Below are 17788 nucleotides of genomic sequence, written 5' to 3'. Positions count from 1 at the left end.
TCCATGATTCTCTGCTGCCGCTTATGAAACAAGTAAAAAAGACTACACTGGCTTTATCTCTTACTCCGGATGAACACCTTTTTCCAAAAAGGCGCCATCATCCAATGGTTCGAGCCAATCCAGTACCGGTTGTTTGAAGCTGTTCAAACCTTTGTATTCCGCCAGGTCCGGATGCAGACTGCGTAAAACACGGTTCAAACGTTTCGCCCAACGTGGGTAAGTAGCCAAGTCTGCCAAACTCACCATATAAGTACGGATACTAAAGGCAATCGCATTACTTCGTGGCAGCCTGAATAGTGCTTGTAGCTCTACACGTAAAAAGACTTTGTCACCGGCGTTTTCTTTGGTAGCCGACACGTTATCTGTTCCCCACACATCATAGGTTTCTGATGAAGTATCAAGTCGTGGATTCACACACATACGCCAGTTAGTACGACGAACCGGGCTGCCATATTGCAGGTGTAATAAATATTTCAGTGCGCGATCAAAAATCCCCATCTCTGGCGCATGAGGCACAGGTGCGTGCCATTCTTTAAATGACATGCCGGCATCAAAAGCCACTGACCAGTCGGCCTGACCTGTGACCATACCTAAGTCAGCATAGAGATCATTATCACGTTGATCCATGACCACCCAGTCACCCTGAACCTGACGCATCACATATTCAAATGGCTCCATCGGTAAGGTAGACACATCGCCAAATACAAAGTGATCTTCAATGCCTAGAGGCTTATTCACCCAGTGCCAGTTATCACCATCAATAGTTAACTGAAACTCAGATGGATAGCTTTCTGATAGTGATGTCATCACTAATTCCAGCGTATCCCACTGAGCATCCATCATATGAGGTAAAGCCACACAGCGTGTGTGATCTTCACTTAATACAATGGCACGTTCTTTACATTCGGCCACATAGTGTTCGTCGACATCAATCGGGTGTTCAAACACAGAACCAGGCTCACCAGATGTGTGCTGTTCAATGTTAACGCTGTACATATACTCGTCTTCTTCAAACGGATAAGGAAAACGTCTTACTGATTCTGGCGAGTTTCTAAACGTGAAATCACCACGAAATGTTTCTTCATTAAATGCCATATTCATCGTTCATTCCTCACAAATTGATGACCATGCGTGAACAGTTTGCACGCGAGACACAAGGTAAAATTTTCTTAGCAGCGACACGCTCAGCATCGGACAGATATTCATCGTGATGAACTAACTCACCATCACATTCAACGACTTCCACCTCACAGCGACCACAGGCACCACCACGACACATATAAGGCGCATCGATACCGGCTTCTTCCATCGCTTCCAACATACTGAGGTCACTAGGCACAACCACTTCGGTATTAGACTGCAACAAGCTGACAGTGAATGGCGCACCACTGGCTGGTGCTAAGAACTTCTCGCTATGTACTGACGTTTCAGGCCAGCCGAGTTCTGAGGCGATCAATTCCAGACCATTTACCATCGGATCAGGACCACAGACATACACATGTGAACCCAAGGGTTGTTTGCTCAATAACTCCGTGACATTGAGTCGGCCAGTTTCATTTTCAGGATAGAAAAACGCTTTATCGCCGCATAACTTTTCAATTTCCTCACGGAAAGCCGCATGTTCTGCACTGCGATAAGCGTAATGCAGCTCATAGTCATGGCCGATACGATTTAAATCAGTGATCTGTGACAAGAAAGGCGTAATACCAATACCACCGGCCACCAGAATGTGTTTTTTCGCCAGACGATGAATCGAGAATAAGTTGGTCGGCATCGATATTTCTAATAAAGTGCCGGGCTCGACTTTCTCATGCATGAACACGGAGCCACCGCGTGATTTTTCCTGTTTACGCACCGCGATCTGATAAGCGCTGTTATCGTTAGTCGGGCCCATCAAAGAATAAGCGTTACGATGAGTCCGGCCATCGATATCCATCGACACAACCACATGGCTGCCACCCGAGAAGTACGGTAATGGGCTGCCATCTTCAGCGACCATTGTAAAATGTTTGATTTGCTCAGCCACTTGTTCAACAGCCGTGACTTTGACTTTTAAAGCACTCATGGGTAAACCTCCTGTGCTGCTGGAATCTCGCCGGGTGTTTCACCATCGACCATAAAGCCCATATAGGCACCCCAATGACGGGAGAAATGATCACGAACGAATAAATTAAGGCCACAATTCACACATTGATGAATATTGTGGTGAACATCCTCATTAATCGTTTCGCAATGCACGCAGAACACGCGTCTGGCTAAAGAACCTGTCTGTTCTTTGAAAATATTACGGTCATCGACGCCATATTCAGTCAGCACCTTGGCGACCGGCCAGATCAATTTTTCTTCACCCGCCACATAGAACTGTGTGCCCATATAACAATTGGTCAGCTCAGTCTTTAGCGATGTTGTTAAGGCTTCCAGCGAGTCGCAAACAGTAATGGACTCACCAGACATGTCTTCAACCGTGCTGACGTATTTTTTACTTGCATCATCCTCGGCTAGATAAAACACGGATACCGGTTGCTTCGGCACCATTTGCTGGAATAATTTCAGCAAGGCTTTACCGCCCCCTTCACCACCGACTACCACCACATGATGTGTCGCTTTTTTTGCCAGACCAAGGTGCCGTATATCGGTTTGGTTGTAATTGAGTAACCTTTTTCCATCATCTATTCCTCAATTTACTCAGGGTGAGTGCGAACACGCATAGGATCATAAAAAGGCATTTTGACGATGGTCGCTTTAACCTTATCACCGTCGGCCACTGTCACTGTGGTGCCAAGTTGGCTGTATTCCGGTTTGATATGGGCCATCGCCAAAGACTTCATCAGATATTGGCTGTAGCTGGCACTGGTCACGACACCCACTTCTTTGCCATCAATGAATAATTTCGCACCGACTTCTACCGCTTGTTTAGCCCGACATTCCAGACCGATTTGTTTGAAGCGTTCTCTGCCTTTTAACTTAAGCACCGCTTCTTTACCGATGTAATCACCGGGTTTATCTAAATCCACACACCAGTCCATATTGACTTCCCACGGAGTGGTGTCGCCTTCAGGCATATCAAACGGGAAGAAAAGTAAGGCCGCTTCAACGCGGGTCAGATCGAGAGAATCCCATGATGCCGGGATGGCACCGAATGGCTGACCTTTTTCCAGAATCATGTCCCACAGATACACTGCGTCAGCAGCGGAACAATAGACTTCGTAACCACGCTCACCGGAATAACCGCCGCGAGCGAGAATCACTTCACGACCAAATAAGGTGGTTTTGATATGTTTGAAATAGGGTAATTCGGCCAGATTGAAATCCAGCTCAGGATCAAGAATATCGATAGAGCGTGGGCCCTGAAGTGACAGGATATGTACATCATAATCCTGCTCAACCGTAACACCTTCGCCTTTGGCAAGTTCAGCTAATGTTTGCTGAGTAGCCCCGCTACCATGCGATAAACGGTAATGTTCTTTGTCATCACAGATGACCATGATGTCATCGACTAGCGCGCCTTCTTCATTTACTTCACCAGCCAGTCGAGAAGTACCAGGTTCGAGCTTTGTGACATCAATGGTCACCAACTTGTCGAGAATTTTTAATGCGGCTGGCCCCGATACATTAACTATGTTGAGACCAGACACATCATATAATCCTGCCCGGGTGCGGACAGCAACGACCTCATCATTCACATCTGAATGATAGCTCCATGGAATGGGCATGCCATTCCATATTTCGCCATCCAGTGTTGACCCAAGTTCCTTATGACGAACATTGAGCACAGAGTTTCGGGTGATGCTTTCTTTGGGTAAGGGATTGTTCATGGACTAACTCCGGTTACATAGAACGAATTCAATGTAAAAAACTTACCGAAATCAGCCTGTCATAAAAATTCTCATGATGGGGTACTCCATAGTGGGTAAAACCACTAAAGCCCCTGTATCAACACCTTCACTCAATTGAAAGAAATGAACTCACTAAAAAAACTACTCAGAATGCAAAGTCTTTAAGGTTTGAATCATTTCGATAATTACTAATGCCGCTTCACGACCTTTAATGGTCATGCGATCCTTAGCTTGTTGCTCAGTATCCGTCGTCAATATGGCATTGGCTAAAGGAATGCCAGTCCCTATCTGAATATCTGTGCAAGCACGGGCTGACTCATTGGCCACTATTTCAAAATGATAAGTATCACCACGGATGATGCAGCCTAAAGCCACCAGACCGTCACAGTTACCTTTTAAAGCCAGTTCATGCATGACCATCGGGATTTCCAATGCACCCGGCACTGACAACACTTGAATGTCCTGCTCCTGAACGTTGCTGGCTTTTAACTGATCCACGCAGGCATTTAACAGCGCCGTGCAAATCTCAGAATTAAACCGCGAGACAACGATACCAACCCGAAAGCCATTACCATCAATATCGTCACGAACACCTGCCCCATGTATATCTGCCAAATCTGTTTCCTCATGTAAATAAATCGCATCGGGTCAATCAAGTACCTACCCGGTGCTGGATAAAATAACGTTATTCAAAGTCTGTGCGCAATGCTTCTTCAATCTTAAAGCTATGCGTCAACATACTTCGTACATGTTTCATTCCTGCTATATATGGAATTGAGCTGGAAATCCTTAGCGCTACAAAGTATTAATAAGCGCTCATTAGCTTGTCAGATTGCCCTACCCAACATAATTTTGGCAACCAGTCTGTTTCAGCAATCAAATGGTTTTACACCCAACACAAAACCTAAAATTGCGTTCAGCCCAAATATTAGAAGCCTTGTAATATAGATATTAATATTTATGCCTAACGATTTAGGTAAGGGCGACGACGGAGCGCAGCGTAGTTGGCATCCCGTTGACCACCTTGTTATCAGATTTGCGACTTGGTGTCAGGTAGACAGTCAGCAAATTCTCTTTGAATAAGTGGCATTTTGCCACGCTGCGCACCACCGCCATGCAATATGACCAGTAGCATTCCTACCATTACTGACACACCATTGGATATTCGGACCATCTGCTCGAGTAAAGGAAGTGGATAGCCTTTACTATGGCGGTGGATTGCATGAATACCGCCGTGGATGAACGAACTTAGAGGCTTCCAAGAGTGCTCTTTAAATTCCAGCAGCATATTCACCAGCTCCTGGGGTGCTTTACCCTGTAATTTCTCGAGCATTTCGCTGAGCATCGGAAGCCTATTCGCTTTATTTGCTGCCTCTTGTGTCAGCTCACTGGTCAACTTAGAAACGACGGTGTCGGAAGCCGCGTAGAGAAGCCACATTGCCCTGACCAAAGCCTCATACTGAAGACGAACAAGTCCCGTCGCGGAGGTGAGATTGCCACCCGAAATCAGCATCTTCGCGCTTTCAGCATGCTCGAATGCAATACTACACATGACTCTACTAGCCATGACTCTTTCCGAATCATTAAAAGGAGCGAGCGCGAAAAACTCCAAGAGTCTGCTTTCGAGTTCAGCAGATCGTGATAGCAGACTATTTATCAATGGTGTACCTACTCATAAGGCCTAAATAATGGGCTGCGCGATATCGCAGTCCCGCGAACGATAGTGAGCAAACTTAATTTTTTTGTTATGTGACTTTATTTTTTGAAAAGTATTCATTAAAAGATTGCCTTAAAAAATTATCAAAATCATTTTGATTGCCCCAAAATTTGGCAAATGGAATTTTACTGGCCATGAGGTTAGACAAGGCGGCTTTAGTTGCCAGCTTATTTCCAGGAAGAGAGATGCTCACGAAGTTTGAGTCTGTGTTTGAGTGAATATGAAAATGATAAATGGCTATAGGAGAAGATTTATTGCCTTCATTAGTAATATCTACAAGCTCTGGATAAGCTATACACATTAATTTTTCTTTACCATTTCTAATTCGAAACAGCTGTTGTTCACGAACTATAAAGAAGTCTTCAAGTGATGTATTCATATGGTTTCTTCGACATAACAGTGTTTTTTATAAGGCCACTGGCCTCATAATAAATATTAAACTGGTGGCCTCATAATTCATTTTCGGCAACCATAACATATTGACTATAAGATAAATTAATTTCAAAGCTTGAAGTTATAAGGCAAAAAATTGAACTAGGCGGGAAAAATAGTGCCGAGCTTTTGTTATCTTGTTTCCAAATCAATAAGGTCAGAGCATTTGATTTTTAAAATCGCACACATGGATTAGCATTTAAATAGTAACAAAGGATTGAGGTAATACCGTGATTAGGACTGAAAAGGATTTCTGTATATTAATCTCAAAAATTAATGACACTTCATTACGTCTAGACGTATTCATCTATCTCAGTTAATAGATGATGAAAACTAAAGCACGTTTTTGGAAAAAAGACACTCCTCGTGAGCTACGTATTCTGGGAATTGTTTTACTCTGTTCATTTTGTATTGCCCTCCTGCAATTAATCTGTGTGAATAATTTTATAGTCGATCCAACAATCAGCTTATTTTCACTCTATACAGCTACTGCCATTTCCCTATTATTTTGTGCAGCCATCATTATTATAAAAATAAAGGCCAAGCAACGTGTCGGGACAGATGTAAAGACTATGCCTCTAACAAATAAGTTAGCTTCTATATTGATATTCCCCCTCCTGCTAATTGGCACGTATTGGATGATTCTTGCCTCGGTCATTCCTTATCAGTTAACCAAATTAACAGGACAAGAGTTTGAACAACAGCAACAGGTTTACAAAACTAAGACTCGCCATGGAAGAAGAAGCTACTTTAATGGTTATAATTTCGAGTTACGACTTGTAGGTAGCCCTACTATAACTCTCTTCCGATTTAGTATTTCTGAACATTCGTATAATAAATTTCCAGAAGGAAACCTAAAAGCAACGCTATTTGGACTCAAAGGCAACCTCGGGTTTATTGTGGAAGAGATTGAAATAGATACTCAAGACTAAATCATGGCGTAACCAAATTGGTAATTAAGGAATAACATGATAGAGGATGTCGCTGGTGGTATTTTTAAAGTTATTGCCCGCTTCTTGGGCTACATGCTTCTAGAAATCATTTTAGAATTATTGCTAAAGGGTCCAGGTTATTTCATCTGCAAACAACTGACCAAGAATGATCCTAATCCAGATGGGGTTATTGTTGTATTTATAGGCTTTTTATTTTGGGTTGTTCTTGGTCTTAGTGCATATGGTATCTGTTCAGCAATCAGCGAAGGGAGCAATGTTTAACAAAGCAAAGCTTCAGACGCAACGAGCAAGAAGCAAACTGAATACCTCTTGGCTCAATAGTGTCAAAATGTTTGATTTCTTTATAAACCTGAACCGTCTTAAGGTACTAACATGGATGAGTTAAAACAAAAAATAGCATTATTTATTGATGCTGATAATGCGCCCGCGAGTAAGTTTGAAGATGTGTTGAGCGAAGTCGCCAACTATGGTGTAGTTACTATTCGTAAGGCTTATGGTAACTGGAAGTCGCCTACGTTAAAGGCGTGGGAAGATCTGTTACATGAATATGCCATTCAACCCATACAGCAATATGATTTAACCAAGGGGAAAAATGCGTCGGATATTGCACTGGTGATTGATGCAATGGATGTAATGTATACCAAGCAAATTGATGTGATGTGTTTTGTATCATCGGATTGTGATTTTACGCCGATGGTGACCAGAGCATTATCTGAAGGGAAGGTGGTATTGGGATTTGGTGAACGAAAAACACCATCAGCATTTGTGAACGCTTGTTCTAAGTTTCTTTTCTTGGATGAAGAAAAAGAAAAAACCACAACAATCGTTAAACCGAAAAATATTAAATCGGATAGTAAGTTAATTAATCTTCTGCGACAGGCCATTGAGGCAACAGAAGACGAAGAAGGCTGGGCAGCGCTTGGCCCAGTAGGCTCAAATATTTCTAATAAAACCTCATTTGATACCCGAAATTATGGCTTTAAAAATCTTAGTAGCTTGTTTAAAGCCATTGACTTATTTGAACTTAGACGTGGCCCCAATAACTCTTTTTTAGTAAGAAACTTACGAAATAAATAATTCAGAATAAAAAGGGTCAGGAATCAAACACTCTGACACTATTGGTTTATTACGCGTTAAAGCAACAGAAAAATATGATCATTCGAAGATGCGCATCAGTACTTATTGGCCTGCTTTTAATAGCATGGGGTTTTTATAGTCTCTACGCAATGATGATTAACGAATATACATTGCCGTTAACTATACTCGTATTCGCAATGGCTGGATTGTCATCATTATCAGGCATTGGCATTCTCTGGAAAAAATATTGGGGATTTACTACATACATTATTTTTTCATTCATTGTCTTCTTATTGATGATGTACACCAGCAGCTTCTTACTAGAGTCTGCCAGCTCTGTTGATTTTGGGATTGTACTATTGTCTGTATTCTGTATTTTTGGGCTTTGCGGTTTCATACTGAAAAAGGACTTACAGGAATCAAGGTAGAATCAAGGAGGCTGACAGAATTGACGAGTCAGCCCAGTAGGGCTCAGGGAAATAGCCAACTTGATAATTACAGCATTTCAAACTGAGGGCGTGCATTGACACCTAAGTAATGCGTCAAACACCCCGTCCCCCTATTAATTCATATCTATCAATAATGTGCGGTGTATCTTACTTATCCGTTAGCTAAGAACTGTCACTGTTTGACTTCAATCTTAAAATCGTTCTGAAGCCTGGCCCAATGCGTTCTGAGATGATCTTTATGTGCTTCATCCATTGCTTGTGTTTTCAGCGCTTCAGGCCATAACTCTCTAGCTTTTGCCATTGTGTCATCTAAGTGAGGTTTAATCGCTCGCCATGGAATGCCAGATTTCTCTGCCCATGATTGAAAATGCTCCATGGTGACTGTATACCATTCTTTGGTTTTACCGAGGTTGAGTGCATATTTGGTTTCATTTTCGATATACACACTCGTTGTGACGATATCGTATGCAGGAGAAAGTCGCGGCGTCACCTTATCAGGATACAAAAAGCTCCAGTTTTTTAGATGGGCATCGCCATTAGCTAAAAGAATATTCACCAGTAATCGTCTTGCGAACTGTTGTGCGTCCGCAAGGCCGTCGCCAGAAAAGTCATAAATGACTTTGCCGATATTCTCATAATTGGCAGAAGTGTATTTTTCGTGCGGATACTTCACCAGAATTTGTGCAAAGTCTTCCATGTGAATACGCTGGTCATCGTCACGATCAAATCGCTTAATAGCAAAGGCTTGCTTTTCATCGGGTAAGTTAATTTGTGGCAGATTATCAAGCTTATCCAGGTCAACCAGTTTGATCTCAGGAATATCAATGCCGACCATCCCTGCCAGTGACATGGCAGTATATTCATTCAGTGGCACAAACTTGTGCTTGGTTGAGGGTGTTTTGATAATCCAGTCACCCAGCACATTGCCCTTCGATAAGTTATAGCGCCCATCTTTTTCCTTCATGGAAAATTTCATTTGCACGCCAGCTAAGGAAAACTTGTTTTCTTGGATAACTTTATCGAGCTTAACCGCTCTAGCCTTGCCATAAGCCCTGAGGATGTAACCAGGAACATCTTCGGGTTCCATCGGCGTGGCTTCGATAGCACCCGGCAAGTCTTCACCAAGATACGAGAGAATGTGAAATTCATTATCAACGTGCACCTTCAAGCCTTGTGCGATTAGCTCGCGTAAAGAGCCTTCTGGTAGCAGGTTTGAAAGCACAGGATGTAACCGTTGATTCCTAGCCCATGGCTCGGCCATGATCTCGGCCGCTTTAGGAAATGAAGGTTGAGTGATGAGGCTGAAGGTCGGGCGCTCAGGATCATTTTTAAATGAGTCTGCAATGCTCAATACATTACGGCCACTCTTAAATCCAGCGAGATAGCCGACCAATACACCGTGGATGGAGAGTTGTAATACGTTTACTTCATCATTGCTGTCTGTGCTCATTCATTTTCTCCCAGCAATCCCTGCCATGGATCATCAGCCAATGAGCTACTTTTTTCTTTGCCCGTCGTATTTGGTTTAGTTGATGACGAGTTATCGTCAGCCAATACCGCCAGCACATCTTGTAGTTTTTCCTGTGGTATCAGCAATAACTCACTTTTAAGCCCCTTGGCAATAAGTTCAAGCGTATCAAGGCGCGGATTGCCTCTGGATTCCAGTCGCTGATATTGCTGGCGTGATATACCAGCGCGCAGCATCATATCGTGTTGCTTGAGTTCCAATGCAATACGGCGCTTTTTGATCTGGTCGAGTAGTGAATTCATAATGAAACATATATATTTCTATCCATTTATAGGAAACATATTAGTTTCTTTTTTATACATTAGCAATATATATGTTTCTTTTTAATTGAAAAGCGATTTCTCTACAAAAAGAAATCTATATATTGCTTTTATAGGTGTACTTAGAAATCAGCGATATCAAGGGCTAGGTAAACTGGATAAGTAGTTTTATGTCGAAAAGGGTTAGAGATCGCTCATGCACGGCATGTTAAATCTTTTAATACTCAGCAATGGAAAACCTCATTCGGGCACATCGACAATACATTTATCGCACTACTATTCCATGATGAAGCGGTAGCCGATAAGCGTGATAACAAAGAATAACCCCGCAGCCTCACACTGATTGCTGTTTTGTTGCCTTAGCGGGTTCAAGACTGTGTTGAACCTACAACAGACAGAATTCCCCCAGCAATACACTGATGTAAGTCGGAAAAGGCCATTGGCTTATTTTAATGAGAGATTTTTAGCCCAATGATGCCCGATAGAATTAATAAAATACTGAATATACGCGCTATCGTGGCTGGCTCGGATAAAAACACAATACCGAAAATCACGGTGCCAATCGCACCGATGCCTACCCAAACGCCATAGGCAGTGCCTAGTGGTAGTGTTTTCATGGCCACCCCCAATAACCACAAACTCAACGCAACGGTGACCAGAGCCAGCAGACTGGGCCCTAACTTGGTCAGACCTTCTGAGTATTTCAATCCCGCCGCCCAGACGACTTCCAGTAATCCCGCTACTACTAATGCTAGCCAAGCCATAAACAGCCCTTGTATTTCATTCGTTAATTTAAAATTATGAAGCTGATAGTCACCGACATCAGACGGCAGCTGATGTCGCTAATTTTTCAGCAAGATCTTCAGGCAACACATAATCAGTCACGCTCAAGCCAAAACCACTCATCGAGGGTAATTTTCTTGGCCATGTCATCAAGCGCATTTCTGTGACGCCTAAATCTCTTAATATCTGAGCACCGACACCATAGTGTTTAAGCACATACTCTTCTGCATAATTTCGGTCTGACTGAATGAGTCGCTCCCATTCACCTTCATCACCGTGAAGTAACACAAGAACACCTGCGCCCTCTTGTTGTATATGCTGCATGGCTTCCGCCACGCTCCAAGTGTGACCATGACGATCATCATCCAGCAGATCCATCGTGTTAAACGGTGCGTGAACTCTAACTAAGGTTTCTTCACCAGCGACAGGTGCACCGTAAACCAGTGCCAGATGTTTCATGCCCGTTGTTTTGTCCAGATAATCATGACGACGGAATGAACCCAGCATGGTGTGCATATCACGCTCGCTCAGACGAACCACATTTTGCTCATGCTGATGACGATACTCGATAAGGTCAGCAATGGTGCCAACCTTTAAATCATGTTGTTTAGCAAACTCAATCAGGTCGGGTAAACGCGCCATGGTGCCATCGTCATTCATGATTTCGCAGATAACCGCAGCGGGTTCTTCACCTGCCATCGCGGCTAAGTCACACCCTGCTTCAGTATGACCTGCACGTGTTAACACGCCGCCACTTCGCGCCATCACAGGGAAAATATGACCCGGACTGACGATATCATCAGCCGTCGCATTAGCCGCGACTGCCGCTTGAATAGTCACAGCTCGGTCTTGTGTTGAAATACCTGTCGTCACGCCTTCAGCTGCTTCAATCGACAGCGTGAAGTTGGTTTCAAACCCAGCTTTATTTTGCTTAACCATTAAGGGTAAATTTAATTGCTCACAGCGTTGTTCAGTCAACGTCAGGCAGATTAAACCACGCGCATGCATCGCCATAAAATTAATGGCTTCTGATGTCACATGACTGGCCGCCATAACCAGATCGCCTTCATTCTCACGGTCTTCATCATCCATCAAGACGACCATTTTGCCTTGTCGAATGTCCTCAATAATCTCCTCAGTCGTCGCGAGCGGAGAGACTTGAGAATAAGATTTCAACGTGGATTCTGGCATGAGTCTAAAACTCCTTATAACTGGTCAATTACGGCGTAGGCAGAATGATTGTGAATAGATTCGAAGTTTTCACATTCGACTCTAAAGCCCGACACATCATTTTGCTGAGCTAATGCGACAGCGATATCTCTGACTAAATCCTCAACAAACTTAGGATTATCGTAAGCAAACTCGGTGACATACTTTTCATCTGGACGTTTCAACAAGCCATAGAGCTGACTAGATGCTTGTTCTTCAATCAGTTGAATTAGGGCATCCAGTGTCATATTTTCATTGATGCGTGCTTCAACAGTAACCAGTGAACGTTGGTTATGCGCACCGTAGTCTGAAATCTTCTTAGAACATGGGCAAAGGCTGGTCACGGGGATTTCAGCTTTGACGGTCAGTTCCAGTTCGTCTTTGTAATCGGCTGTCAGCGTGATGTCATAATCCATAAAGCTTTTCACACCTGATACAGGTGCAGCTTTGCTGATGAAATAAGGGAATCTCAGGCTGACATGGCCCTGTTTGGCGCCTAGTAATTCCAGCATATCGGTCATAAATACAGGCATGTTACTTAGGCTGAAAACGGAATCAGGGCGTTCCAGTAATTCGATGAAACGTGACATATGCGTACCTTTTACATCGGCCGCTAAATGCACATACATATTAAATTCGGCGACAACACGAATCGGTGTTTCTGTCGTTGATTGGAATAAAACCGGATAACGCAGTGACTTGATACCGACTTTATCAATGATGAGTTGACGTTTGTCGGGCGTATTTTGGACATCTTCAAGTCGATGCGTTAGTGGAAGATTCATTATGTATCCTTAGTTTTTATGATTCACACACCGGTTGAATCAACTGAAAAATGGCTCAACTAAAACAAAATTCAGTTTCAGTATCACTGAGTTCAAAGGGTAAAAAAATGCCAAAGAAGGGTTACTACCTTGGGATTAGAGCATTACCCCTTGGTTGTTTTAAATACGTCGTTTTGATTAAAACAGCGTTTTAATAAATATGATTTTTGTTATAAAACCAATGTTACTCAGACAACGTGACTTAGTTTGACGGGGTAAGGATCGCACTAAGCCACGTTGTCTTTGTAACACCAGTTTTTAACTATCAATGGCACTACACCATTTGTTTAGAATGTGTGTGTACCTGGAATCCAGCTTGTACCAGCTAATGGCACACGTGCCATTGCCGCTGATTCCACTGTCAAAGCGACTAAGTCTTCTGGTTCCAGATGACGCAGGTCATTTTTGCCGCAAGCACGCGCTAAGGTTTGTGCTTCCAGTGTCAGAACACGCAAGTAGTTAGCCAGACGACGACCACCTTCAACTGGATCAAAGCGTTTCATGAGCTCTGGATCCTGAGTAGAAATACCAGCCGGGTCACGACCTTCGTGCCAGTCATCGTAGGCACCAGCTGTCGAACCCAGTTTTTGGTACTCTTCTTCCCATTTAGGATCGTTATCACCTAATGCCACCAATGCAGCGGTACCGATAGCGACAGCGTCAGCACCTAAAGCCATACATTTCGCGACGTCAGCACCATTACGGATACCACCAGACACAATCAGCTGAACCTTACGGTGCATGCCCATTTCTTGTAAGGCTTGAACCGCTTGAGGAATCGCTGCCATAGTTGGGATACCGACATGTTCGATAAACACGTCTTGCGTTGCCGCTGTACCACCTTGCATACCGTCGACCACGATAACGTCAGCCCCGGCTTTCACCGCCAGCTTCACATCATAGTAAGTACGTGTTGCACCGACTTTGATGTAGATAGGCACTTGCCAGTCTGTGATTTCACGTAGTTCTTTGATCTTGATTTCCAGATCGTCAGGACCCGTCCAGTCAGGATGACGACATGCTGAACGTTGGTCTACGCCCATGGGCAATGTACGCATTTGGGCAACACGTTCAGTGATCTTTTGACCCAGTAACATACCGCCGCCACCTGGTTTTGCACCTTGGCCTAGTACCACTTCGATCGCATCCGCTTTTCGTAAGTCGTCTGGGTTCATGCCATAACGTGATGGCAGGTATTGGTAAACCAGTTTGCTTGATTGACCACGCTCTTCTGGCGTCATACCACCATCACCTGTCGTGGTAGATGTGCCTACAGCAGAGGCGCCACGGCCTAAGGCTTCTTTAGCATAGGCAGACAACGCGCCGAAGCTCATACCGGCAATCGTGACAGGCGTATCAATAGTGATAGGCTTTTTCGCAAAACGAGTACCTAAAGTCACAGAGGTATTACATTTTTCACGATAACCTTCCAATGGGTAACGAGACATACTTGCGCCCAAGAACAGCAAATCGTCAAAATGTGGCAATTTACGTTTGGCACCGGCACCACGGATATCATAAATACCCGTATCAGCAGCGCGACGGATTTCAGCCATCGTCAATTTATCAAACGTCGCTGACTCGCGCGGTACGGTCATGTATTTTTTCTTTTCAGTCATTTCTATTTCCTCGCAATATCAGCAATTAATAAGCACTCGCGTTATCAACTTTGAAGTTGTACAACTGACGAGCTGAACCATAACGTTTGAAGGCTTTTGGATCTTCATCCACACCGGCTTTTTCTAGTAAAGCCGACAGTTCATCCAGGTGTTCCTGACGCATTTCTTTTTCGATGCAGTCAGCACCCAGTGATTTCACAGAACCTTTTACATAGATATGCACTTCGTAAAGCGAGTCACCCAGCGCATCACCGGCATCACCACATACCACTAGTGAACCAGCTTGGCCCATAAAGCAGCTCATATGACCGACATTGCCTTTTACAACGATATCAATACCTTTCATCGAGATACCGCAACGTGAGCCGGCATCACCTTCAATCACCAAAAAGCCACCATGCGCTGTCGCACCAGCTGCTGATGAAGCGTTACCTTTGACACGCACGCTGCCTGACATCATGTTTTCAGCAATGCCTTGACCAGCATGGCCATGAACGGTGATGTCGGCTTCTTTATTCATACCCGCACAGTAGTAACCAACCGGGCCAAAGATATCGACTTTAAGCTTCTGATCAAGACCGACAGCCAGGTTATGCTCCCCTTTTGGGTTTAATACTTCCCATTCAGCAATGGTCAGTTCTTTGTTTTGATCATGCAGAGCCTGATTCAAGTCACGAACTGTTTGTTGTGCCAAATCCACCGTTTGCTTGCCGGATGTGGTCACTGATTCTGCTACAGATTTAGTACTCATTTATATTCTCCTCATACACCATTGCTTAGTGCGTGGTACGTTCCCAAACATAGACTTTTGAAGGCTCTGGTTCCCAAACTTTGGCGTTTTCAATGCCAGGTAATGTTGTTAGAGCCTGATATTCAGAGGCCATAGCCACGTAATCATCCGTTTCTGCAATCACTGCTGGTTTGCAGGCAATTGGGTCACGAACGACAGCAAAGCCATCTTTAGTACCGATGGTGAACGTGAAGAAACCATCCAGGTCGTCCAAGGCATGCTCTAAGGCTTCAGTCAGACTATCGCCTTGTTGTAAGCGGTATGTCAGGTAGCCTGCAGCCACTTCTGAATCGTTTTCAGTTTCAAAGTGAATGCCTTCACGTTTCAGTTCCTGACGCAGACGGTTGTGGTTTGACAAAGAACCGTTATGTACCAGACACAGATCCATACCTGTTGAGAAAGGATGGCTACCCGCCATGGTTACAGCTGATTCAGTCGCCATACGTGTATGACCAATGATGTGGCTGCCTTTCATGTTTTCCAGGTGGAAAAGGTTGACGATACGTTCTGGTAAACCGACTTCTTTCAGGATTTCGATTGATTTACCTGAGCTCATGATCAGCACGTCCTGATGATTTTCCATCAGATAGTTCTCAACCGCTTCAGCATCGATATCCACTTTAAATACCGCTACCTTGCTGTTTTGGAACCATTCGACTTTTGTATCCAGTTTGGCTTCAATGTCTTTTGCCAACGCTGACCAATCATAGTCCTCATCTTCATTACGAAGCGTTAACTTAACACCGTCGTCTACTTCATCACCGTACACTGCAAAACCAGCACTGTCGGGGCCGCGCTCTGTCATAGCAATTAACATTGGTGCAAACAGTTCACCTAGACGGTTTTCGTACTTATCGTTTTTCAAATACAGGCCAACGATTCCACACATAACTATTCTCCTAACAACATTCCCTAGGGACTTTTAATAAAATTCAACGTAACGATTGATTTCCCAATCAGATACATGACGCATGTATTCCACCCATTCCATGTGTTTAAGTTCTAAGAACTCTTTAACAAACTCTTCGCCTAATGCTCCTTTGATCACGTCATCTTTTTCTAACGCAGTCAGTGCTTCATGAAGATTCTGTGGCAGGATGCCAATGCCTTTTTCTTCCAGCTCTTCAGGGCTTAAGTCATATAAATTGATGTCATAACCTGGACCTGCTTCCAGTTGACGTTCCACACCATCTAAACCAGCGGCAATCGCTGCTGCTGCCGTCAGGTATGGGTTGCATGTGCCGTCTGGTAGGCGTAACTCGATACGACCGTATGGAATACGAACCATGGTCGAACGGTTGTTGTTACCGTATGAGATATAAGCTGGTGCCCAAGTCGCACCCGATAATGAACGACCCACAACTAAACGCTTGTATGAGTTAACGGTCGGTGCGGCAATCGCAGATAAGGCTGGCGCATGAGCCAAAATACCTGCCATAAAGTGATAAGCCAGTTTGGATAAACCATGACCTGTTTCATCACTGTCATCATGGAACAAACTTTTCTCACCATCGCCAATCGACATATGCATATGCATGCCGTTACCAGGACGATTACTGAATGGTTTAGACATAAATGAGCAAACCATGCCCATTTCATTCGCAATTTCGCTGGCTGCCATTTTGAACATGACATAGTCATCAGCACTCTTCAGTGCATCCGCATAGGTGTAGTTAATTTCAAACTGACCATTCGCATCTTCATGATCGATTTGATAAATATCTAAACCAACATCAATTAATGACTCAGTCAATTTTTCCAGGAAGGCACTTTGACGAGTGATGCCTTTGTAGTCATAACATGGTTTTTGTAGCGTATCAGTCGGGTCAAATGGATGCAGATGACCAAACTCATCTTTTTTCAGTAATGAAAATTCAGGTTCTAAACCGGTATATAAAACCCAGCCTTTTTCTGTCAGACGAGAAACTTGTTTTTTCAGTACAACACGACTGTCATGGCTATATGGCTCACCGTTAACATGACCATCACAAATAAGGCGTGCGTATCCAGGCTGCCATGGCAGTAAACTCAATGTGCTTAAGTCCCCCATAGCCATGTAATCTGGCCCATTCGGTTTAATACCCATGCCCCAAATAGCGCCACCAGCAAAACCGGCACCGGTTTTAACAATGTCTTCCAGATGATCCGCTGGCACAGATTTGACCTTGGCCACACCGTGAATATCAACAAACTGAGCTAATACATATTTCACATTGTTTTCAGCCAGGAACTTCTGTGCATGAGCTAATTGTTCTGCTGGCGATGCCTTAGGGTCATATTCATACTTCATAACATATCCTCTGTTCGAATA

Annotated in this window: 19 protein-coding genes; 3 read left to right on the top strand and 16 right to left on the bottom strand. The window is 43.8% G+C overall.

Annotation, left to right across the window (positions count from 1 at the left end; translation table 11 throughout):
- Positions 1-60: 60 nt before the first annotated feature.
- From QUE24_RS11095 to QUE24_RS11065, 7 genes are all read right to left on the bottom strand, one after another.
- The gene (locus QUE24_RS11095) at positions 61-1101 is read right to left on the bottom strand and encodes a heme-dependent oxidative N-demethylase family protein (protein ID WP_286303898.1); all 1041 of its coding nucleotides are present in this window, start codon (positions 1099-1101) and stop codon (positions 61-63) included.
- A gap of 10 nt (positions 1102-1111) precedes the next feature.
- Complete coding sequence (locus tag QUE24_RS11090; protein WP_286303897.1) at positions 1112-2065, bottom strand: PDR/VanB family oxidoreductase; 954 nt, start codon at positions 2063-2065, stop codon at positions 1112-1114.
- Entirely contained in the window at positions 2062-2592 is a 531-nt protein-coding gene (locus tag QUE24_RS11085; RefSeq protein ID WP_286303896.1) for a dimethylamine monooxygenase subunit DmmA family protein, read from the bottom strand. The genes QUE24_RS11090 and QUE24_RS11085 overlap by 4 nt, the downstream gene beginning before the upstream one ends.
- A gap of 89 nt (positions 2593-2681) precedes the next feature.
- Positions 2682-3815 (bottom strand): aminomethyl transferase family protein, encoded by a 1134-nt coding sequence (locus QUE24_RS11080; RefSeq protein ID WP_286303895.1) that lies wholly within the window; start codon positions 3813-3815, stop codon positions 2682-2684.
- A gap of 162 nt (positions 3816-3977) precedes the next feature.
- Positions 3978-4451, bottom strand: coding sequence for a 6,7-dimethyl-8-ribityllumazine synthase (ribH, locus tag QUE24_RS11075; protein WP_286303894.1), 474 nt, complete (start codon positions 4449-4451; stop codon positions 3978-3980).
- 415 nt (positions 4452-4866) lie between these two features.
- Positions 4867-5403 (bottom strand): DUF6988 family protein, encoded by a 537-nt coding sequence (locus tag QUE24_RS11070; RefSeq protein ID WP_286303893.1) that lies wholly within the window; start codon positions 5401-5403, stop codon positions 4867-4869.
- 178 nt (positions 5404-5581) lie between these two features.
- Complete coding sequence (locus QUE24_RS11065) at positions 5582-5932, bottom strand: hypothetical protein (protein ID WP_286303892.1); 351 nt, start codon at positions 5930-5932, stop codon at positions 5582-5584.
- 376 nt (positions 5933-6308) lie between these two features.
- On the opposite strand from QUE24_RS11065, the gene QUE24_RS11060 reads away from it, so the two are divergent.
- From QUE24_RS11060 to QUE24_RS11050, 3 genes are all read left to right on the top strand, one after another.
- The gene (locus tag QUE24_RS11060) at positions 6309-6917 is read left to right on the top strand and encodes a hypothetical protein (protein ID WP_286303891.1); all 609 of its coding nucleotides are present in this window, start codon (positions 6309-6311) and stop codon (positions 6915-6917) included.
- Positions 6918-6953: 36 nt separating this feature from the next.
- Positions 6954-7199 carry a hypothetical protein gene (locus QUE24_RS11055; protein ID WP_286303890.1) on the top strand — a complete coding sequence of 82 codons (246 nt, stop codon included), beginning with the start codon at positions 6954-6956 and terminating at the stop codon, positions 7197-7199.
- A 111-nt stretch (positions 7200-7310) separates the two neighbouring features.
- On the top strand, positions 7311-8015 hold the full coding sequence (locus QUE24_RS11050) for an NYN domain-containing protein (protein ID WP_286303889.1): 705 nt from the start codon (positions 7311-7313) through the stop codon (positions 8013-8015).
- Between the two features lie 621 nt (positions 8016-8636).
- Here the strand turns inward: QUE24_RS11050 and QUE24_RS11045 are convergent.
- The 9 genes from QUE24_RS11045 to glnT form a co-directional block, all read right to left on the bottom strand.
- Positions 8637-9914 (bottom strand): type II toxin-antitoxin system HipA family toxin, encoded by a 1278-nt coding sequence (locus QUE24_RS11045; protein ID WP_286303888.1) that lies wholly within the window; start codon positions 9912-9914, stop codon positions 8637-8639.
- Positions 9911-10234 carry a helix-turn-helix transcriptional regulator gene (locus QUE24_RS11040; RefSeq protein ID WP_286303887.1) on the bottom strand — a complete coding sequence of 108 codons (324 nt, stop codon included), beginning with the start codon at positions 10232-10234 and terminating at the stop codon, positions 9911-9913. Before QUE24_RS11040 ends, QUE24_RS11045 begins: the two co-directional genes overlap by 4 nt.
- 467 nt (positions 10235-10701) lie before the next feature.
- Positions 10702-11016: a quaternary ammonium compound efflux SMR transporter SugE gene (gene sugE / locus QUE24_RS11035; protein ID WP_273179659.1), complete on the bottom strand. Its 315-nt coding sequence runs from the start codon at positions 11014-11016 to the stop codon at positions 10702-10704.
- A gap of 58 nt (positions 11017-11074) precedes the next feature.
- Positions 11075-12226, bottom strand: coding sequence for a bifunctional 3,4-dihydroxy-2-butanone-4-phosphate synthase/GTP cyclohydrolase II (gene ribBA, locus QUE24_RS11030; RefSeq protein WP_286303886.1), 1152 nt, complete (start codon positions 12224-12226; stop codon positions 11075-11077).
- Between the two features lie 14 nt (positions 12227-12240).
- On the bottom strand, positions 12241-13029 hold the full coding sequence (gene folE2, locus QUE24_RS11025) for a GTP cyclohydrolase FolE2 (protein WP_286303885.1): 789 nt from the start codon (positions 13027-13029) through the stop codon (positions 12241-12243).
- A gap of 326 nt (positions 13030-13355) precedes the next feature.
- Positions 13356-14687, bottom strand: coding sequence for an FMN-binding glutamate synthase family protein (locus QUE24_RS11020; RefSeq protein WP_286303884.1), 1332 nt, complete (start codon positions 14685-14687; stop codon positions 13356-13358).
- Between the two features lie 25 nt (positions 14688-14712).
- Positions 14713-15438 (bottom strand): GltB/FmdC/FwdC-like GXGXG domain-containing protein, encoded by a 726-nt coding sequence (locus QUE24_RS11015; protein WP_286303883.1) that lies wholly within the window; start codon positions 15436-15438, stop codon positions 14713-14715.
- 25 nt (positions 15439-15463) lie between these two features.
- Positions 15464-16366 (bottom strand): class II glutamine amidotransferase, encoded by a 903-nt coding sequence (locus tag QUE24_RS11010; RefSeq protein WP_286303882.1) that lies wholly within the window; start codon positions 16364-16366, stop codon positions 15464-15466.
- A gap of 33 nt (positions 16367-16399) precedes the next feature.
- Positions 16400-17767, bottom strand: coding sequence for a type III glutamate--ammonia ligase (glnT, locus tag QUE24_RS11005; RefSeq protein WP_286303881.1), 1368 nt, complete (start codon positions 17765-17767; stop codon positions 16400-16402).
- Positions 17768-17788: the final 21 nt, after the last annotated feature.

The sequence above is a fragment of the Methylophaga marina genome (assembly GCF_030296755.1).
Classification (GTDB): domain Bacteria; phylum Pseudomonadota; class Gammaproteobacteria; order Nitrosococcales; family Methylophagaceae; genus Methylophaga; species Methylophaga marina.
Note: the sequence above shows the minus strand (reverse complement) of the source record. Positions and strands in the feature narration are given on the sequence as shown.